The following is an 18,353-nucleotide window of genomic DNA, read 5'->3' as shown; positions in this document are numbered from 1 at the left end:
TTGCATCGAGCTTTGCGCGTCTGAAAAGGCGCGCGGCGCTGTAAAGCGCGTCGACATGCATCGGATGCGAAGCATGTGAAAAACCGCATATCTTGTCGTTTGCTTGTCAGAAGCCCCAGCCTATAATGCAACATGGACAAACGAATCTCTTCACATTCCGCCCTCTCCATCGCCACCCCTGAAGCCTTCGAGCCGCAAACCTTCGACAATCCGGCCGATGCCGTCGATTGTCTGGAAGCGCTGTACGAGCGCAACACCCGTTTCCTGCGGGAGGCTTTCGAGGGGCTGGGAAAGAACGGCAGGCCGCTCACGCGTTTCCGCGCCTGCTATCCGCAGGTCAGCATCGAGACAAGCAGCTTCGGCCATGTCGATTCCAGGCTATCCTTCGGCTATGTCAGCGCACCCGGCGTCTACACGACGACGATCACCCGCCCGCGGCTCTTCCGCCACTACCTGAAGGAACAGTTCGGACATCTGATCCGCAATCACGGCGTCAGCGTCATCGTGTCCGAATCGGCAACGCCCATTCCGCTGCACTTCGCCTTCGGCGAGAACGCGCATGTCGAGGCATCGGCGGGCGAGAGCATCGATATTCCGCTGCGCGACCTCTTCGATGCGCCGGATATCACCACCACCGACGACGAGATCGCCAACGGCTCCTATGAGCCGGGCCCCGGCGAGCCCTCCCCGCTTGCCCCCTTCACAGCCCAGCGCATCGACTATTCGCTTGCGCGCCTCAGCCATTACACGGCGACCAGCGCCACGCATTTCCAGAACTTCGTGCTTTTCACGAACTACCAGTTCTATATCGACGAGTTCTGCGCCTGGGCACGCCAGCAGATGGCCGAAGGCGGCAATGGCTATACGGCCTTCATCGAGCCCGGCAACATTATCACGCCGGCGGGCGCCGACAGGCCGGAGGCCGATTATTCGCTCGCCCGCCTGCCGCAAATGCCGGCCTATCACATAAAGAAGAAGGGCCATGGCGGCATCACCATGGTCAATATCGGCGTCGGCCCCTCCAACGCCAAGACCATCACCGACCACATCGCCGTGCTGAGACCGCATGTCTGGCTGATGCTCGGCCATTGCGCCGGTCTGCGCAACAGCCAGCGGCTCGGGGATTATGTGCTCGCCCATGCCTACATGCGCGAAGATCACGTGCTCGACGATGACCTGCCGGTCTGGATTCCACTGCCGGCACTGGCGGAGGTGCAGGTCGCGCTCCAGGACGCGGTGGCCGAGGTGACGGGCTACAAGGGCTACGATCTCAAGCAGATCATGCGCACCGGCACCGTGGCCACGATCGACAACCGCAACTGGGAATTGCGCGACCAGCGCGGCCCGGTCAAGCGCTTGTCGCAGGCGCGCGCCATCGCGCTCGATATGGAATCGGCGACGATCGCCGCCAATGGCTTCCGCTTCCGCGTGCCTTACGGCACCTTGCTCTGCGTGTCCGACAAACCGCTGCACGGCGAATTGAAGCTGCCGGGAATGGCAACCGCTTTCTACCGGACCCAGGTGAGCCAACATCTGAAGATCGGCATTCTGGCGCTGCAGAAACTCGCGGCGATGCCACCGGAGAAGCTGCATTCACGCAAGCTCAGAAGCTTCTACGAGACATCGTTCCAATAGACCTATCGATGTCGCCGGACCTTCCCGCTTACAGCGCCGCGCGTCTTTTCAGACGCTTTCAGACGCGCAAAGGTCGCTGTAACTCTTTGAATCGACGCATCGAGCTTTCCGAAAATCGGATACGATTTTCGGGCCGATGCGCTAGCAGCGCCGTGAATCAGGCCTTCGGCTTCAGCGCCAGCGACAACAGTGTGCCGGCCACTGCCGAGACGATGACGAGCAGGTGCGCATTGACGCTCGCGCGCCCGAGCATGCCAAGCGTCGCGGGATCGCCGGCTGCGCCGAACGACATCGCACCGGCAACGATCGCCGCCGCGTAGGTGCCGACGCCTGCCGGCGCATGCACCGGAAGAACCGACGACAGTTCGCCTCCGAGCGCCCCTCCGAAGGAGGCGGCAAAGGGCGCCACGCCCATGATCGCGAGCACCCAGGCGAGAATCGCCACCTTGACCGCCCAATTCAGGATCGTCATCGCCCAGGCCCGCAGGAATGCCGAAACATGCTCCGGCAGACCGGCCTCGATCTCGGCGAAATAGGGCCCGAACCTGCCAGGCGTCAATCGGCGCGCCACGGCAAGAACTCTTGCCTTCAGCAGAAAGAATGCGAGTGGCGAGAAGAATGCCAGCAGCCAGAGGAGCCACCAAGCCGCCTGTTGGCTCCGCCCGAGCACGAGGCCGATCGCAGCGACGATGACGAGCGCATGCAGATCGAGCAGCCGCATGACGAGCAGCGCCGAGGTGCCGCGCAACAGTGGAACGCCGAACTCGGTGCGCATCAGTAGCGGGAAGCTCGTTTCCCCGGCTCTGAATGGCAGCATGATGTTGAGGAGATTATGGGTCTGGGTAACGCGCAGAAGCGTCAGGAACCGACCGCGAGTCTGTTCGGGAAAATAGTCGTAAATCCGGTAGCAGCGAACGAAGTAGGTGGCGATGAGGAGCGCCAGCGCCGAGAGTATGGGCATTGCGCCGACCTCGGTCCATTGCCGCATCAAGGTGAGCCATCCCCAGATCCACTCGACGAAGACGGCGTAGACCGCGACGGCCGCCACGGAAATCAGTCCCATGCGGTTGCGCACAAGCCACGACTGCCGACGGCACTGTCGGTCCGAATTCATGAGATGCCGATTTCCTCTGTCCAAGCGATGCGATACCTGTTGGTTACTACTGTCAACTGTGCAAGAAAGCCAGCAACGGAACACCGGAGACACCGCTCGTGAACAAGTTGGAAGAACCTGCGCAAGCAATGGCTGCCGTTTTGGAAGGTGCTGAGCTTTCCATCGTCGTGCCGGTGTTCAACGAGGAGGATAGCGTCCAGCCGCTCGTCGCCCGTATTCGCGACGCAATGACCGGATTCGGCAAGCCGTGGGAACTGATCCTGGTCGATGACGGCAGTACCGACCGGACCCTGCCGAATGCGCGCAAGGAGCTCTTGCAGCCGGGCCTGCGCCTGCGGATCATCGAATTGCAGAAGAACTTTGGCCAGACGGCCGCGATGCAGGCGGGGATCGACGCCGCTGCCGGACGACTGATCGCGACGCTCGATGGCGACCTGCAAAACGATCCCAAAGACATCCCGGCGATGGTTGCGTCGATCGAAGAGCGGGAACTCGATCTGCTGGTCGGATGGCGGAAGAACCGCCGGGACGGTCTCCTGTTTCGGAAGATCCCCTCCTGGTGCGCCAATTTCCTGATCGGCAAGATTACCGGCGTGAAGCTGCACGACTATGGCTGCAGCCTGAAAATCTATCGCAGCACGGTCATCAAGCAGGTGAAGCTCATGGGCGAAATGCATCGCTTCATCCCTGCCTGGGTGGCCGGTGTCGTCCCCAGCAGCCGGATAGGCGAAATGCCCGTGACGCATCACGCCCGCCATTTCGGCGCGTCCAAATACGGAATCTCACGGACGTTCCGCGTCATCCTCGACCTGCTCGCGGTTCTGTTCTTCATGCGCTACAAGGCGCGGCCAGGCCATTTCTTCGGCTCGATCGGTCTTGCTGCTGGCGGCGTGAGCGGGCTCATCCTCACCTATCTCGCCTTTGACAAGTTCCTCCTCGGCAACGACATCGGCGATCGCCCGATGCTCATGGTTGGCGTAATGCTCTTCCTCTCCTCGGTACAACTCATCACGACCGGCATTCTCGCGGAAATGATGGCCCGCGCCTATTTCCGGGACGATGAAACGACAAATTACATCGTGCGGCAGGTGTTCGAGCCGGAACCGCCGCATGCTTGACATCGTCGAACGTAGGCCGAATGCGGTTATCGTCGCATTGGCAGGCTATTTCCTGCTTTGCATCGCCTTGCGGCTGGCGATCTCGAGTTCGCTCGAGATCGACGAATCGGAGCAGGCATTCCTGTCGCAATTCCTACAGCTTGGATATGGTCCGCAGGCGCCGTTCTACAACTGGCTGCAATATGGGCTCTCGCAAGCGATGGGCCCGTCACTGGCAACCATGACGGTGCTCAAGAACGGGCTGCTGTTCCTCTGTTGCCTCTTCTACGGACTTGCCGCGCGCCTCGTTCTTCAGGACCGGCGCCTCGCCGCCATGGCAATGCTCGGCGTCTTGAGCCTGCCGCCTGTCTTCCTGCTCGCGCAGCGGGATCTGTCGCACACGGTGGCTGCGCTTTTTGCCGTCTCGCTCTTCCTTTATGGCTTCCTCCGAACGCTCACGCGGCCAAGCCTTGCCGCCTATCTCCTGACCGGCCTTGCCGTCGGTATCGGCGCGATCTCCAAATACAATTTCGTCCTGGTCCCCACAGCGGCGATTATCGCCATCCTGCCGGAACGGGAGCTGCGCGCCCGTGTCTTCGACTGGCGGATCGTGGCCGCGATCGCCGTCGCCGCCTTAATCGCGCTCCCTCACGGGATCTGGATTCTGCAAAATCTCGACGCGGCCTCGGCCGGAACCTTGAACGAGATGAAGGAACGCGAAGCGGAAGGACGTCTTCTTCAGGCGCTCCACGGCGTCTCCGCGCTGGTTTCCGCAGTGATCGGCGGCAGTTTCGTCACCGTTATCCTGTTTGGACTTGTCGTGCGCGGCAAAGTGCTCCTGGTGTGGCGGGCTGAAAGCCTGTGGACCCGCGTCATCGGCCGGACCATTGCACTCTCTTTCCTGGCGGTGCTCCTGATCGTGCTCGGCGTCGCTGCGACCCACATCCGCGAGAAATGGCTGGTTCTCTATCTGCTCCTGCTGCCGCTCTATCTCTGCCTGAAGATCGAGGCGGCAAAAATCGACCCGATGCCGGGCTTCAAACTCTTTGCGTCGCTGATCGCGACGATCGTGTTTGGAGCGCTCGTCGTCGTCTCCGGACGCGCCGTCGTGCGGCCCTGGTTCGGCGATTATTCGCGGTTGAACATACCCTATGCCAGTTTTGCGGAAGCGATCGAGACGTCGAAGGGACAACAGCCGGCTTTCGTGCTTACCGACGACAAGCAGGCCGCGGGCAATTTCCGAACGCAGTTCGCAAACGCGACGGTGGCGATGCCCTCGCGCATGGACAAGATCGCGGGCGACTCCGCGAAGCGGCCGCTTCTGGTGGTCTGGCACGACAAGGCGGACGCGCAGCCGCAGCTACCCGATCCGCTGAAGCAGACGCTCCATGAACTGGGCGTGGTCGTATCCGGCACGACGCCACGCGAACTCGCCCTGCCCTACCTCTACGGCTCGGAGGCGGACCGGTACGGATTCCGCTACATCTGGATCGGCGGGTAATCGGACACGGGAGGGTGGTCATTGCCCGTGCCGACCAGCAGCTTCAGTTCGCCCGGGTGGATGCGAAGGGAGACATCGCGCTGGCTGATCGGGAGGAGTTCGCCATCGACCACGCAATTGATCTTGCGATCCACCTTGGGAAAGTGCAGATCGACCCCGAGCGCGCTCATCTCCGTGATCAGCGGGCTCGCGCGGAAACGGCCGCGCAGGATATCGAAGGCCAGTTTGACGACACCGACGGAAGTCAAAGGGGGCGCCGTGTAGAAGCCGAGGTGGCCGGCCGTCACATCGTCCGCATACATCAGCGTTGCATGGCCGAAATGGTTGTTCGAAACCGAGATATGAGAAACGTGTCGGAGTTCCCGGTGCCCGTCGGCGTCGAACTCGATCTCGAAATCCGGCGGATTGAGAATGACCCCGACCGCGGCGCGCGTGCTGGCGCCGATTTTCCCGAGTCGCGAGGCAAAGTGATAGGCGTTGCGGTAGCGCACCAGACGCGCGTGAAGCCCCATCGAGAATTGATGTACGAAGGCCCGGCCGTCGGCACTGCCGATATCGCCATCGATGATCGTTCCTTTTGCCAGAACCTCCGGTGCTTTCCAGATGTCGAGTGGCAGTTTCAGCGAGCGGGCGAACAGGTTCATGGTACCTGCAGGGATAATGCCGAGCGGCATGCCGGTTCTCCAGGCGACGCCGGCGGCCGCGGAGATCGTGCCGTCGCCGCCGCCCGCAATGATCGCATCGAGATCGCCGCGGCGGCAGGCCGTCTCCAGTGCCGGGAGTATTACCTCCGCGGGGACGATGGCTATCTCTATCCTGTGTCCGGCGGCATGGAAGGCCTCCTCGACCGTCCTGCCATAGGTCTCCATGTCGGTCGTGCGGAATGTTCCCCCATCGCGATTGAAGATGGCTTTGACCTTCATGAATGGCCACTGTCTCCGTTAGCCGAGGCGTCCACTCCATGTCTTCTCAAATCGAGGTCGATTTAAGGAGGCATGTAGTAGACATCTCAGATAAGCGCTGCGGCAGCCTAATCCAGAGGCCAGATGCGAGCGAATACGGCCTGCAATTCCTGATTTTTCCGAGGGGCATCGACATCATGCGATTGCCTCACAGAGGACGTTTTCATCGCCCCAGCTTTTCAGCGCCATGATTACCGGTCTCAGGCTTTCGCCCTTGGCCGTCAGGGCATATTCGACGCGCGGCGGCACGACCGGAAAGACCGTGCGCGACAGAAGGCCGGCCTCCTCCAGCTCCCGCAACTGCTTCGTCAGCATCCGCTGCGTGATGCTCGGCAACCGCCGGCGCAACGCGTTGAAACGCAGAGTCCCGTCGACCATCAGATGATAGAGGATCACGCCCTTCCATTTGCCGTCGATGAAACTCAGCGCCGCCTCTACCGGGCAGCCGGGGAATTTGTTCGTCAGCTTCTGACGCGGGAGAGACATGACGGTATCCTTTTTGGCACTATGGGCTGAATTTGTGCATTCTTGCGACTGGCGACTGTAATCGTCATCTAGCTCCTGTTCAATTTGTAAAGGAGCATTTGATGCGCGCTGTTGCTTACAGGACATCCCAACCGATCACAGCCGAAACCTCCCTGATCGACGTCGAACTGCCGACCCCAACGGCCGAGGGTCACGATCTTCTCGTCGAGGTCAGGGCCGTCTCGGTCAATCCCGTCGACGTCAAAGTCCGGGCAGGCGTCGAACCGGAGCCCGGGCAGCCGAAGGTCCTCGGCTGGGACGCCGCCGGCGTGGTCAAGGCGGTCGGGCGCGAGGTCACGCTCTTCCGGCCGGGTGACGAAGTGTTCTATGCCGGCGCCATCGATCGCCCCGGCACCAATGCTGAGTTCCACCTCGTCGACGAACGGATCGTCGGACACAAGCCGAAATCACTCGACTTCGCTGCTGCCGCGGCCCTGCCGCTGACCGCGATCACCGCCTGGGAAACCCTGTTCGATCGGGTCAGGGTTAATGACCCCGTACCGGGTGCAGCGAATGCGGTGCTGATCGTCGGCGGGGCCGGCGGCGTCGGCTCTATCGCCATTCAACTTTTGCGGGCGCTGACCGATCTCACCGTGATCGCAACCGCGTCCCGGCCTGAGACCCGAGAATGGGCCCTGACACTTGGAGCACATCACGTCCTGGACCATGGACGCCCGCTTGCGGCGGAGATCGATCAACTCGCCCTCGGCGCACCGGCCTTCGTATTCTCGACGACCCATACGGAGAGACACATCGACGAGATCGTCAAGCTCATTGCGCCGCTGGGGCGCTTTGCCCTCATCGATGACCCGGCCGTGCTCGACGTGATGCCGTTCAAGCGCAAATCGGTCTCGACCCATTGGGAGATGATGTTTGCCCGTTCGCTGTTCAAAACCCCGGACATGATCGAGCAGCACAAGCTCCTGCACCGGGTGGCCGAACTCGTCGACGCCGGAAAGATCCGTACGACGCTGACGGAAACCCTCGGCCCGATTAATGCGGCGACCCTCAAGAAGGCACATCGAATGGTCGAAACCGGCCGCACGCGCGGCAAGTTGGTGCTGACCGGTTTCTGACGCGGCGAGAGAGGGAAAGACCTGCCGGCAGCGGACTTTGACGCCGGCAGGTCGGGTCGTCACAGCGCCACCCGTCTTTTGAGAAGCGACTCCGATTCTGGGCCCGTGCTCAGCGGGACGGAAGCTTCAATGGGCCGGCGGTCTTGATCGTCCGTATGGCGAAATTAGACCGAATATCGGTCACACCGGGCAGGGTCAGCAGAGTTTCGGTGAGCAGTTTCTCATAGGCCGCCAGATCCTCGACCACGACCTCTGCGAGGAAATCCGCATTGCCGGAAATAAGGAAGCAAGACACGACCTCAGGAACCGCGAGCAGCGCCTCCTGCTGCAGGCGTGCGTTCTCCTGGCTGTGGTGCCCGACCTTGATTTCGACAAAGACCGTCAGGCCGAGGCCGACCTCCTTGCGGTCTATGTCGGCGCGATAACCGCGCAACACACCGGATTTCTCGAGATTGCGGATGCGTCTCAGACAGGGCGACGGGGAGAGATTGACGCGTTCGGCGATCTCGACATTGGTCGCGCGCGCATCTTCCTGCAGGATCCGGAGAATGGCAATATCGAATTTGTCGAGATTTGGCATAACCAGTCAAATACCCCGGCCACGTTGGCAGATAATTGCCAACTATAGATCGGGAGGGGCACAAATAGCAAGGACGTGCCCTCGCCATCGGCGCTAACCTCCACGCCTGAGCATTACCACTGGAGGAACTGGATCATGGTTGCGCTGACACTCGAACGGCATTCGCAGGCGCCGGCCGCCGGCTATGCGGGCGCCTTTGTTACGGTATTGATCTGGGCGGGCTGGATTCTCGCCACACGACACACGGCAGCGACTACGCTCGGCACGATCGATCTCGGGCTCATTCGCTACGGCGTGCCAGCGCTGGCGCTTGCTCCTGTCTGGTTGCGACTGGGCCTCTTTCCAAAAGGCGTGCCTCTTGGATTGCTTGCTCTGATGGTCGCCGGATCGGGCGCGGTTTTCTTTCAGGTTGCGGCTTTCGCCATTCATGCAACACCCGCATCGTCGGTTGGCGTGCTCCTCGGCGGCTCAATGCCACTGGCGACGGCGCTCATCGGCGCAAGCTTCTTCGGGGAGCGGCCGGACGGCATGCGGCTCATCGGCTTCGGGGCAATCGTCGTCGGTGTCGCAATCCTGCTCGTCCGCGGCCTCGACACGGCCGATGCGTCCGCATGGGTGGGCTACCTGCTGCTACCCGGCGCCGGCATTCTTTGGGCCGTCTATACGCACGCATTCCGGCGTTCGGGTCTGAGTCCCATCGAAGGCAGCGCGCTGATCGCCTCCTGGTCATTCGTTATCCATCTCCTCCTGGCACTTTTCTTCGGCAGCACGCTCTCGACCGTTCCCGCGCATGAGATCGGGCTTCAAGTAATGAGCCAGGGCATCCTCTCCGGCCTCGTCGCGACACTTGCCTATGGCATCGCCGTCAGCCGCCTCGGCGGCACACAGGCTGCCGCCTTCACGGCTCTCACTCCGGTACTCGCAATGGTGGGCGGCGGCGTGCTTCTCGGCGAGGCAATCGGCCCCTACGAAGTTACCGCCGCTATCGCAACAGCAACCGGCGTTGCCCTCTCGACCGGTATTCTGTCGCCTCGCCAGCGATAAGCTAGGGTCTGGACCCTGGGAAACAAGAGCGGCCCGGGACCGAAGCCTCGGGCCGCTCTTCGTTGCGTGGTTCAGCCGTGGACGATTTCGAGATGCCGCTGCAGACGGCGTCCATAGGCCTGGCTGACGCGGTCGAAAATGATGGCAATGCCGACGATGGCCATGCCATTGAAGATGCCGAGCGTGAAGTACTGGTTGGCAATCGCCTTCAGGACCGGCTGGCCCAGGCCCTGAACGCCGATCATCGAGGCAATGACCACCATGGCGAGAGCCATCATGATCGTCTGGTTGATGCCGGCCATGATCGTCGGCAGAGCCAGCGGCATCTGGACGTTTTTCAGCTTTTGCCAGTTGGAAGAGCCGAAAGCGTCCGCCGCCTCGAGCACGTCCTTGTCGACCAGGCGAATGCCGAGATTGGTGAGGCGGATCATCGGCGGAATGGCGTAGATGACGACGGCGATCAGGCCCGGCACCTTGCCGATGCCAAGCAGCATCACGACGGGAATGAGGTAGACGAAGCTTGGCATCGTCTGCATCACGTCGAGCACCGGATTGACCACGCTCTGGAACCGGTCGGAGCGCGACATGATGATCCCTATCGGAATGCCGATGGCGATCGACAGCACGGTACAGACGAAAATCATCGAGATCGTCTTCATCGTGTCGTCCCACATGTCGAAATAGCCGATGGCCAGCATGGTGCCGACGCAGCCGGCGACGATCTTCCAATTGCGGCTCGCAAACCAGGCGATAAGCGCGATCAGGATCAGAATGACCGGCCAAGGCGTGCGCGTCAGAAAGCGCTCGGACTGGATCAGAAAGAACTGCAGCGGTTCGAAAAAGCTCTCGATGGCGTCGCCATAGGCGCGCGTGAAAGTCCGGAACCCGTCATCGATCAGTTTCTTGAGTTGTCGAAGCCGATCGTCGTCCATGTGCGGAAATTTGGTCAACCATTCCATTTCTCGATTCCCCTTCGCATGTCGTCAAAGCGGCACACTCTTCTTCTTATCTGCCGCCGGCAGCGCCGCGCATCTCAGGAACACACGCCGCTGCATTCACCGTACCGCAAACGCGGTGTCCATTAAAAAGCGAGCGGCGCGCAAGCCGGCGCGCCGCTCCATATCAGGGCCGTGGATCAGAGGGCGGCCTTGACCTTTTCGGCGACCTCCGGGGAAACCCACTTGGTCCAGATCTCCTCATTCTCCTCGAGGAAGTGCTCGGCACCCTCCTCGCCGCTCGCCTGATTGTCCGTCATCCAGGCCATCAGCTTGTTGACCACGTCGTTGGGCCAGGCGCGGGTATTGAGGTAATCCATGACAGGTCCGGCGCGTTCGGCGAACTCCTTCGTCACCAGCGTCTGGACCTTGTCCTTCGGCCAATCGTTCTTCTTCGGGTCCGGGCAATCCGCAACCGTGTTGCAGCGCTTCCACTCGGCAGGATCGGCGGGAACGCCGTGGTCGAGCTTGACCATCTCATACTTGCCGAGCAGCGCCGTCGGAGCCCAGTAATAGCCGACCCAGCCTTCCTTGCGCTCGTAGGCCTTGGCGATCGAACCGTCGAGGCCGGCGGCAGAACCGGTATCCACAAGCGTAAAGCCTGCCTCGTCGGCGTCATAGGCCTTGTAGAGCTGCGTCGTTACCACGGTGCCGCCCCAGCCCTGCGGACCGTTGTAAATGGCACCCTTGCTCGGATCTTCGGGAGCCGGGAAGAGCTCCTTGTGCTTCAGCACGTCGTCGATCGTCTTGATGTCCGGATGCTCGTCGGCGATGTATTTCGGCATCCACCAGCCCTGGACGCCGCCGTCGGAAAGCGCAAGCGCCGCGCCGACGATCTTGCCTTCCTCGAGACCGCGATTGACGACATCCGGCAGAAGATCGACCCAGCCTTCCGGCGCAATGTCCGGCTCGCCCTTCTCGATCATCGAGGTGATGGTCGGCACCGTGTCGCCAACGACCAGCTCGGCATTGCAACCGTAGCCTTCCGTCAAGATGAATTTGTCGACGTTAGCAAGAACCTCGGCACTCTGCCAGTTCATGTTGGCGATCGTCACGTCGCCGCATTCCGCTGCCGAGGCAGCGCTGCCCAGCCCGAGCAGGCCAGCGGCAAGAAATGTCGTCGCAAGAAGTTTGTTCATTTTCGGTTCCCTCTGTTGTGACGGTGTGTTTGCAACGGGCTGCTCGCCCTACCGCCGCGGCGGACATCGGAACAGCGCCTGCTCCAGCCCCTGGACGCAACCAGCTGCACGCCATCGATCCATCCTCACGATCAACGGCCATTGCCATTGATAGCGAGTCTCTCCGGCAAACACTTGTCCATTTGCGTCAGCGAGCGCCCTGACGGCCATATTAGCCATGCATCTAGATAATTGAAGGCCTTGGCGGAAAAACTTCACTTAATTTCTGCCCGGCTGAAGCGCCGCGCCTCTTTTCGCGCCCGATTACGACCGCCGCCGCGGGTCCACGGGCCCGCCTCCTCGTCGGGGAAGACCGGCCATTCCGCGTTACACCGATGATCCATGAAGCCGCTTCCCCCGGACATTACATGTTCGGACAGACCGTGCCTTCGCCGTGCTTTCGTGGGGGGGGCCGTGCGGCCCGCCCTCCGAACATTACATGTTCGGATAGACCGGGCCTTCGCCCTGCTTTCTTCGCGGGGGTCCGTGCGGCCCGCCTTCCGAACATTACATGTTCGGATAGACCGGGCCTTCGCCCCCTTGGGGCGGCACCCAGTTGATGTTCTGGTTCGGGTCCTTGATGTCGCAGGTCTTGCAGTGGACGCAGTTCTGGGCGTTGATGACGAAGGTCGGCTGCCCATCCTTCTCGACCCATTCATAGACGCCGGCCGGACAGTAGCGCGTCGAGGGGCCGGCAAAGACATCGTGTTCGGAGCGCTTCTGCAGTTCGGGGTCCTTGACCTGCAGGTGGATCGGCTGATCCTCCTCGTGATTGGTGTTCGACAGGAACACCGACGACAGCCGGTCGAAAGTCAGAACCCCATCCGGCTTCGGGTAGTCGATCTTCTGGTGTTTCGCCGCCGGTTCCAGCGAGGCCGCATCGGTCTTGGCGTGCTTCAGCGTGCCGAAGAAGGACAAACCGAAAAGCGTATTCGTCCACATGTCGAGGCCGCCGAGCGCGACGCCGATCGCCGTGCCGAAGCGCGACCATAGCGGCTTGACGTTTCTCACCTTTTTCAGATCCTGGCCGATGGCGCTGTCGCGCCAGCCCTTCTCGATCTCGACCGGCTCGTCATTGGCGCGGCCGCTCGCGATTGCATCCGCCAGCTTTTCTGCCGCGAGAATGCCGGACAGCACTGCATTGTGGCTGCCCTTGATGCGCGGCACGTTGACGAAGCCGGCCGAGCAGCCGATCAGCGCGCCGCCGGGGAAGGACAGCTTCGGCACCGATTGCCAGCCGCCCTCGGTGATGGCACGGGCGCCATAGGAGAGACGCTTGCCGCCTTCAAAGGTGCCGCGGATCGCCGGGTGCGTCTTGAAGCGCTGGAATTCCTCGAAGGGGTAGAGATAGGGGTTCTTGTAATTGAGATGAACGACGAAGCCGACGGCGACGAGATTGTCCTCGAGGTGGTAGAGGAATGAGCCGCCACCGGTCTTCATGTCGAGCGGCCAGCCGAAGGAGTGTTGCACGAGGCCGGGTTTATGGTTCTCCGGCTTCACCTCCCAAAGCTCTTTCAGCCCGATGCCGAATTTCGGCACGTCGCGACCTTCGTCGAGTTTGTACTTGGCGATCAATTGCTTGGCGAGCGAACCGCGCACGCCCTCGCCGATCAGCGTGTACTTGCCAAGGAGCGCCATGCCGCGGGCAAAGTTCGGCCCCGGCTCGCCTGAGCGCTCGATGCCCATGTCGCCGGTGGCAACCCCGATCACCGCGCCCTCGTCATTGTAGAGCACTTCGGTGGCGGCAAAGCCCGGATAGATCTCGACGCCGAGTTCCTCCGCCTTGGCGGCGAGCCAGCGACAGACGAGCCCAAGCGATACAATGTAGTTGCCGTGATTGTTCATCAGCGACGGCATCAGGAAGTTCGGCAGGCGGATCGAGCCGGCCGGACCTAAGAAAAGGAAATGGTCGTCGGTGACTTCCGTCTTGAAGGGATGATCCGGCTCGTCACGCCAGCCGGGCAAGAGCCGGTCGATGCCGATCGGGTCGACGACGGCGCCGGACAGAATATGCGCGCCGACCTCGGCGCCCTTCTCCAGGACGACGACGGAGAGTTCGGGATTGACCTGCTTCAGCCGGATCGCTGCGGCAAGGCCGGCCGGACCCGCTCCGACGATCACCACGTCGAATTCCATGCTCTCGCGCTCGGGAAGTTCTTGTACCTCGGTCATCATGCTCTCCAGTCCTGCCGGTCTTCCGCCGGCTCCTTTCCCAGCCATATCGTTCCGTCATGGCAAATGTGGCAAGCGTTGTCGAGCCAGGATGCGACAGAGTTTCCCTGCATTTGCGCATGACCTGATGAGTTTAGGCCAGGCACGTATAACTTACTTGCACGTAAACGTAAACTGGGACGGCCTTGCTTTCGACCGGCACCCGTGCGAGGAGGCCGGCCCCTTTCCCACGTATGGAGATCGTCATGGCATCCGCACTCGGCCTCGATTTCGGGACCACCAATTCCGTACTGGCCGTGGCAGAAGGCGCCTCCACTCGCTCCATCGTCATGGAAAGCCCCGCCGGCAAAGCCGATACGACCCGAACGGCGCTTTCCTTCCTGAAAAATCCGGGTCCTCTCCCCTTGCGGATAGAAGCGGGGCAGGCAGCGATAAGAGAGTTCATCGACAATCCCGGCGAGTGCCGTTTCCTGCAATCGTTCAAGACCTTTGCCGCAAGCGCGCTGTTTCATGGCACGCTCGTCTTCGCGAAGCGGTATGATTTCGAAGATCTGATGCATGGCTTCCTTGCCCGTCTGCGGGAATATGGCGGTGGCGAATGGAGCGACAGCCTTCGACGGATCGTCGTCGGCCGACCCGTACAGTTTGCCGGGGCCAATCCCGACGAAACGCTGGCGATCGAACGCTACAATCGCGCACTGCTGCGTTTTGGTTTTCCGGAGGTGCATTTTGTTTATGAACCGGTCGCGGCCGCCTTCTACTTCGCACAAAAGCTTGAGCGCGACGCAACCGTGCTTGTCGCCGATTTCGGCGGCGGTACTACCGATTACTCGATCATCCGCTTCGAACGCGGGGCCGGGCGGCTGACCGCAACGCCGATCGGGCATTCCGGAGTGGGCATCGCCGGGGATCACTTCGACTTCCGCATCATCGACAATATCGTCTCCCCGCTCATCGGCAAAGGGAGTCTCTTCAAAAGCTTCGACAAACTGCTTGAAGTGCCGTCGAGCTATTATGCCAATTTCGGCCGGTGGAACCAGTTGTCGATCTTCAAAACATTGAGAGACTTCACCGAGTTGAGGAAGCTCGTCCGTTCGAGCCTCGAGCCGGAGAAGCTGGAGGCCTTCATGGATCTCGTCGAGCACGATGAGGGCTATCCGCTCTACCAGGCGGTCTCGGCCACGAAGATGCGCCTATCGCTGGACGAGGAGACCGAGTTCTACTTTCCGCCGCTTGGGGAGCGATCACGCCGGATGGTGCGACGCAAGGATTTCGAGGGCTGGATCGCGCCCGACCTGGCCCGCATCGAAGAAGCCCTCGACACGGTGCTGGCGAAGACCGCGACGCCTCCCGGCGAGATAGACCGGATTTTCCTGACCGGCGGCACCTCGTTCGTGCCGGCCGTCCGCCGGCTGTTCGAGAATCGCTTCAGCGAGGAACGAATCGAATGCGGCGGCGAACTCCTGTCGATCGCCCATGGCCTGGCGCTTATCGGCGAACGCGAGGATATCGCGACCTGGACAGCGCGTTGATGCTCCCACAGCGGGTGGACCGCATCCTCCGATCTGCTAAAGTCGCCCCATGATCTCGGCCAATGACCTCTCCACTTCCGAACTCGCCGCCCTCCTCGCCTTCCATGCCGAGGCGGGCGTCGAATGGCTGCTGGAAGACGCACCGGTCGACCGGCTGGCGGAGTTCGAGGCCATGAAGGCGAGGCGCGCCGAGGGGCGCGCCGCGCCGCAGGCCAGGCAGTCGACCCCCACGGGCACACAGAGAACGCAACCAGCAGTTCCCGCCAGCCGGACAAGAGATCACGCCGCACCGCCTTCAGCACCACCGAGCGTCGCCATACCCGACGAACAGGCGATCGGCGAGGCGCGCTTTGCCGCCGAGAGCGCACGGTCGCTCGCCGAACTGCGCAGTGCGATGGAGGCCTTTACCGGCTGCAACCTGAGAAACAGCGCCCGCAACCTGGTTTTCGTGGAGGGCAATGCCAGCTCCGCCGTTATGATCATTGGGCCGATGCCCTATGCTGATGACGACCGCGATGCTCGTCCGTTCGCCGGCAGACACGGCGACATGCTGAACCGCATGCTCGTCGCCATCGGGCTTTCGAGGGACGACGTGCTGCTCAGCAATGCCATACCTTGGCGGCCGCCGGGCAATCGCGTGCCAAGCAGCCGCGAGGCGGACATCTGCCGTCCCTTCATCGAGCGACAGATCGCCCTTGCCGAACCCAGGCATGTGCTCCTCCTCGGCAATTTTACCGCACGGTTCTTTTACGGCGGTAGCGAGACGATCCATCAGATGCGGGGGCAGTGGCGGGAACTCGCCGCCGGCGGTCACGCCGCGCCGGCAATGGCAACGTTGCACCCGCAGGACCTGGTTACCGCGCCGATCAACAAGCGCTTCGCCTGGCAGGATCTGCTGGCCTTCAAGGCCAGAATCGGAGCCTGACGCCACGCGGCCTGATTCATCAATTAAGTATGAAAAAAGCCATGCGGTTTGTGCATGTCTGCGCGGCGTTTTGGTGCATTGCAAAAGCAATGTTGCGTTGCAATATGGGCTAACGGGAGGAATGGATTTAAGGAATTGAACCATGACTGCCCGCTTTCGCCCGATCCACAGCAGCTTTGAGACGCTCCGCCATGCGAGCTTTGCCCGGCGGGCACCGTTTAATCGATCCGGCACGGCAACCAACGAGCAATTGACGGCTGTGGGCTTTGCCCGAACCACGCGTCCGACGCAGATCTACGCCGACTTCATCCAGCGCTGATCCCCCGGCAACGACCCACGCAGACCGCCGCAGCTTCGCCTGAGGCTGCGGGATCGGAGAATGTATCATGTCTATCCGCAATCTCGTCGACGCGGTCGCCGACATCGGTACCGCAGTGCGCGCCTCGCGCGAATATAGCCGCTTGAGTTCGGTCACGGATGCCCGGCGTGCCCATCGCAACGTGATCAGCCCGCTGCTGCCCAGCTGACGCCGGCAGCGGCACGGTCGCTCACGGTTTGCGTCTTCTCGCCACGGCCTGTCGCAATCGATAGAGCGCGGAAACGGGAATAAAGCCACTCTCGCTTTTTTTGACACGCAACGCCGCGCGTCCTTTCGGATACGCGGAGGTCGCTGGCCCTTGTTCTCCCGCGGGGCTGAGCAGAGGTCGGAAGTTTCCAGGAGCGCCGAATGTTGGCGAATTTCGCGTCCGTCTTCAGCTTGATGCTATCCACGCTTCTGATGATGGTGGCCTTCGGCCTGCAGAGCTACGTCATTCCGGTGCGCTCGGTCGCAGAGGACTGGTCGACACTCACCGTATCGGTTTTCGCGACGGGCTATACGTTGGGCTTCACCCTCTCCTGCGTCGTCACGCCGAAATTCGTCCTGCGCGTCGGACATGTCCGCGTCTTCACAGCGCTGATGACGCTGCTTTCGGTTGCGATCCTGATGTGCGGCCTCATTGTCGATTGGCGCGCCTGGATCGGCTTCCGCGCCGTGTCCGGATTTGCCATTGCCGGCAGCTATCTCGTCATCGAAAGCTGGCTGAACGAGCGTGTGACGAACGAAAACCGCGGTCTCCTCTTCTCGCTCTATCTGATCACCACCATGATCGGAACGATCGCCGGCCAGTATCTGGTGCCGCTCGGCGATCCGACCAACACGTCCCTGTTCATCCTGTGCGGCGTGCTGTTCTCGCTCGCGCTCCTGCCGACGGCGCTCTCATCCTCGCCGATGCCGGCGGCGCCGACGCAGGCGAATTTCGACCTGCCGGGTCTTTTCCGCCGCTCACCCGTCGCAGTCGTCGGCGGCTTTCTCGCTGGCGCGCTCTCCGGCGCCTGGCTCAATCTCGGCGGCGTCTTCACGCAGAAGATCGGCCTTTCGACCTCGGAGGGCGCGACCTTGCTCGCCGCGGTGCTTGCCGGCAGCGCCCTTTCCCAGATCCCGATCGGCCGGGCCTCTGATCGGATGGACCGGCGCATCGTCATGATCGCCTGCGGACTCTTTGGCTTCGTCTCCTGTCTCGTCACGGCGCTCGCAATCGGCAGCGGCGCTTGGATCCTCTACGCCCTTGCCGGCTGCGTCGGCATGGTGCTTTTCCCGATCTATGCGCTGAACGTCGCCCACGCCAACGACCTCGCGCAGCCAGACGAATTTGTGAAGATCTCGTCAGGGCTGATGATCACCTACGGCCTCGGCACAATATCCGGCCCATTGGTCGTCGGTCCGGTTATGGACGCGTTCGGCCCCGCCGCACTGTTCATCGTGCTCGCGGTCTATTTTGCGCTCTATGCCGGTTATGCGGCCTGGCGAATCGGGCAGCGCGAGCAGCACGAGGGCCTCGTCGCCAAAACCGATTTCCAAGCGACGACCGTCCTGCCGACGCCTGGCCCGGACGTGACGAACCCGCTCGCCCAGCAGGAAGCTGGTCCGATCATCGAGGATGATACAGTCCCCGAATGGGAGACGCAGGCGCAATAG

General features: G+C 61.8%; 17 protein-coding genes. 10 read left to right on the top strand and 7 right to left on the bottom strand.

All coding sequences use genetic code 11. From position 1 onward, the window contains the following. Positions 1–132: 132 nt before the first annotated feature. Entirely contained in the window at positions 133–1,635 is a 1,503-nt protein-coding gene (locus tag EKH55_RS03255) for an AMP nucleosidase (RefSeq protein ID WP_069460528.1), read from the top strand. Positions 1,636–1,792: 157 nt separating this feature from the next. Here EKH55_RS03255 and EKH55_RS03250 read toward each other — a convergent pair whose 3' ends face one another. Beyond that, a complete protein-coding gene (locus EKH55_RS03250) occupies positions 1,793–2,749 on the bottom strand; it encodes a lysylphosphatidylglycerol synthase domain-containing protein (protein WP_069460527.1) in 957 nt (318 codons plus the stop codon). 98 nt (positions 2,750–2,847) lie between these two features. On the opposite strand from EKH55_RS03250, the gene EKH55_RS03245 reads away from it, so the two are divergent. Together EKH55_RS03245 and EKH55_RS03240 are read left to right on the top strand one after the other, a co-directional pair. Beyond that, positions 2,848–3,867 (top strand): glycosyltransferase family 2 protein, encoded by a 1,020-nt coding sequence (locus EKH55_RS03245; protein WP_151610966.1) that lies wholly within the window; start codon positions 2,848–2,850, stop codon positions 3,865–3,867. Then, positions 3,860–5,347: an ArnT family glycosyltransferase gene (locus tag EKH55_RS03240; protein WP_069460525.1), complete on the top strand. Its 1,488-nt coding sequence runs from the start codon at positions 3,860–3,862 to the stop codon at positions 5,345–5,347. The genes EKH55_RS03245 and EKH55_RS03240 overlap by 8 nt, the downstream gene beginning before the upstream one ends. On the opposite strand, the gene EKH55_RS03235 is transcribed toward EKH55_RS03240, so the two are convergent. Both EKH55_RS03235 and EKH55_RS03230 read right to left on the bottom strand, forming a co-directional pair. Next, positions 5,326–6,270: a diacylglycerol/lipid kinase family protein gene (locus tag EKH55_RS03235; protein WP_069460524.1), complete on the bottom strand. Its 945-nt coding sequence runs from the start codon at positions 6,268–6,270 to the stop codon at positions 5,326–5,328. The genes EKH55_RS03240 and EKH55_RS03235 overlap by 22 nt on opposite strands. A 174-nt stretch (positions 6,271–6,444) precedes the next feature. Then, positions 6,445–6,795 carry a winged helix-turn-helix transcriptional regulator gene (locus EKH55_RS03230; RefSeq protein ID WP_069460523.1) on the bottom strand — a complete coding sequence of 117 codons (351 nt, stop codon included), beginning with the start codon at positions 6,793–6,795 and terminating at the stop codon, positions 6,445–6,447. A 101-nt stretch (positions 6,796–6,896) separates the two neighbouring features. Between EKH55_RS03230 and EKH55_RS03225 the strand changes: the two genes are divergently transcribed. Continuing rightward, positions 6,897–7,910, top strand: coding sequence for a zinc-binding alcohol dehydrogenase family protein (locus tag EKH55_RS03225; RefSeq protein ID WP_151610965.1), 1,014 nt, complete (start codon positions 6,897–6,899; stop codon positions 7,908–7,910). Between the two features lie 109 nt (positions 7,911–8,019). Here the strand turns inward: EKH55_RS03225 and EKH55_RS03220 are convergent, their stop codons facing one another. Beyond that, positions 8,020–8,490, bottom strand: coding sequence for an Lrp/AsnC family transcriptional regulator (locus EKH55_RS03220; RefSeq protein ID WP_069460521.1), 471 nt, complete (start codon positions 8,488–8,490; stop codon positions 8,020–8,022). A 135-nt stretch (positions 8,491–8,625) separates the two neighbouring features. On the opposite strand from EKH55_RS03220, the gene EKH55_RS03215 reads away from it, so the two are divergent. After that, the gene (locus EKH55_RS03215) at positions 8,626–9,534 is read left to right on the top strand and encodes a DMT family transporter (RefSeq protein WP_151610964.1); all 909 of its coding nucleotides are present in this window, start codon (positions 8,626–8,628) and stop codon (positions 9,532–9,534) included. Between the two features lie 71 nt (positions 9,535–9,605). Here the strand turns inward: EKH55_RS03215 and EKH55_RS03210 are convergent, their stop codons facing one another. The 3 genes from EKH55_RS03210 to EKH55_RS03200 form a co-directional block, all read right to left on the bottom strand. Then, on the bottom strand, positions 9,606–10,493 hold the full coding sequence (locus EKH55_RS03210) for an ABC transporter permease (RefSeq protein WP_069460519.1): 888 nt from the start codon (positions 10,491–10,493) through the stop codon (positions 9,606–9,608). A 176-nt stretch (positions 10,494–10,669) separates the two neighbouring features. Beyond that, positions 10,670–11,668, bottom strand: a complete 999-nt coding sequence (locus EKH55_RS03205; protein WP_069460518.1) for an ABC transporter substrate-binding protein — start codon at positions 11,666–11,668, stop codon at positions 10,670–10,672. Between the two features lie 546 nt (positions 11,669–12,214). Then, the gene (locus EKH55_RS03200) at positions 12,215–13,879 is read right to left on the bottom strand and encodes an electron transfer flavoprotein-ubiquinone oxidoreductase (RefSeq protein WP_069460517.1); all 1,665 of its coding nucleotides are present in this window, start codon (positions 13,877–13,879) and stop codon (positions 12,215–12,217) included. A gap of 245 nt (positions 13,880–14,124) precedes the next feature. Between EKH55_RS03200 and EKH55_RS03195 the strand changes: the two genes are divergently transcribed. The 5 genes from EKH55_RS03195 (at position 14,125) to EKH55_RS03180 (ending at position 18,353) form a co-directional block, all read left to right on the top strand. Beyond that, positions 14,125–15,411 (top strand): Hsp70 family protein, encoded by a 1,287-nt coding sequence (locus EKH55_RS03195; RefSeq protein ID WP_069460836.1) that lies wholly within the window; start codon positions 14,125–14,127, stop codon positions 15,409–15,411. 49 nt (positions 15,412–15,460) lie between these two features. Continuing rightward, complete coding sequence (locus EKH55_RS03190) at positions 15,461–16,336, top strand: uracil-DNA glycosylase (RefSeq protein ID WP_069460516.1); 876 nt, start codon at positions 15,461–15,463, stop codon at positions 16,334–16,336. A gap of 142 nt (positions 16,337–16,478) precedes the next feature. Then, positions 16,479–16,655: a hypothetical protein gene (locus EKH55_RS03185; protein ID WP_106407928.1), complete on the top strand. Its 177-nt coding sequence runs from the start codon at positions 16,479–16,481 to the stop codon at positions 16,653–16,655. Between the two features lie 67 nt (positions 16,656–16,722). Beyond that, a complete protein-coding gene (locus tag EKH55_RS29300) occupies positions 16,723–16,863 on the top strand; it encodes a hypothetical protein (protein ID WP_192803740.1) in 141 nt (46 codons plus the stop codon). Between the two features lie 200 nt (positions 16,864–17,063). Beyond that, positions 17,064–18,353, top strand: a complete 1,290-nt coding sequence (locus EKH55_RS03180) for an MFS transporter (RefSeq protein WP_069460515.1) — start codon at positions 17,064–17,066, stop codon at positions 18,351–18,353.

This window comes from Sinorhizobium alkalisoli, from assembly GCF_008932245.1.
In the GTDB taxonomy this organism is placed as follows: domain Bacteria; phylum Pseudomonadota; class Alphaproteobacteria; order Rhizobiales; family Rhizobiaceae; genus Sinorhizobium; species Sinorhizobium alkalisoli.
Note: the sequence above shows the minus strand (reverse complement) of the source record. Positions and strands in the feature narration are given on the sequence as shown.

What these genes read in the sequence shown, in the direction of transcription:
- EKH55_RS03255 (WP_069460528.1), top strand. Translation starts at nt 133, where the DNA reads ATGGACAAACGAATCTCTTCACATTCCGCCCTCTCCATCGCCACCCCT.
- EKH55_RS03250 (WP_069460527.1), bottom strand. Translation starts at nt 2,749, where the DNA reads ATGAATTCGGACCGACAGTGCCGTCGGCAGTCGTGGCTTGTGCGCAAC.
- EKH55_RS03240 (WP_069460525.1), top strand. Translation starts at nt 3,860, where the DNA reads ATGCTTGACATCGTCGAACGTAGGCCGAATGCGGTTATCGTCGCATTG.
- EKH55_RS03235 (WP_069460524.1), bottom strand. Translation starts at nt 6,270, where the DNA reads ATGAAGGTCAAAGCCATCTTCAATCGCGATGGGGGAACATTCCGCACG.
- EKH55_RS03230 (WP_069460523.1), bottom strand. Translation starts at nt 6,795, where the DNA reads ATGTCTCTCCCGCGTCAGAAGCTGACGAACAAATTCCCCGGCTGCCCG.
- EKH55_RS03225 (WP_151610965.1), top strand. Translation starts at nt 6,897, where the DNA reads ATGCGCGCTGTTGCTTACAGGACATCCCAACCGATCACAGCCGAAACC.
- EKH55_RS03220 (WP_069460521.1), bottom strand. Translation starts at nt 8,490, where the DNA reads ATGCCAAATCTCGACAAATTCGATATTGCCATTCTCCGGATCCTGCAG.
- EKH55_RS03215 (WP_151610964.1), top strand. Translation starts at nt 8,626, where the DNA reads ATGGTTGCGCTGACACTCGAACGGCATTCGCAGGCGCCGGCCGCCGGC.
- EKH55_RS03210 (WP_069460519.1), bottom strand. Translation starts at nt 10,493, where the DNA reads ATGGAATGGTTGACCAAATTTCCGCACATGGACGACGATCGGCTTCGA.
- EKH55_RS03205 (WP_069460518.1), bottom strand. Translation starts at nt 11,668, where the DNA reads ATGAACAAACTTCTTGCGACGACATTTCTTGCCGCTGGCCTGCTCGGG.
- EKH55_RS03200 (WP_069460517.1), bottom strand. Translation starts at nt 13,879, where the DNA reads ATGACCGAGGTACAAGAACTTCCCGAGCGCGAGAGCATGGAATTCGAC.
- EKH55_RS03195 (WP_069460836.1), top strand. Translation starts at nt 14,125, where the DNA reads ATGGCATCCGCACTCGGCCTCGATTTCGGGACCACCAATTCCGTACTG.
- EKH55_RS03190 (WP_069460516.1), top strand. Translation starts at nt 15,461, where the DNA reads ATGATCTCGGCCAATGACCTCTCCACTTCCGAACTCGCCGCCCTCCTC.
- EKH55_RS03185 (WP_106407928.1), top strand. Translation starts at nt 16,479, where the DNA reads ATGACTGCCCGCTTTCGCCCGATCCACAGCAGCTTTGAGACGCTCCGC.
- EKH55_RS29300 (WP_192803740.1), top strand. Translation starts at nt 16,723, where the DNA reads ATGTCTATCCGCAATCTCGTCGACGCGGTCGCCGACATCGGTACCGCA.
- EKH55_RS03180 (WP_069460515.1), top strand. Translation starts at nt 17,064, where the DNA reads ATGTTGGCGAATTTCGCGTCCGTCTTCAGCTTGATGCTATCCACGCTT.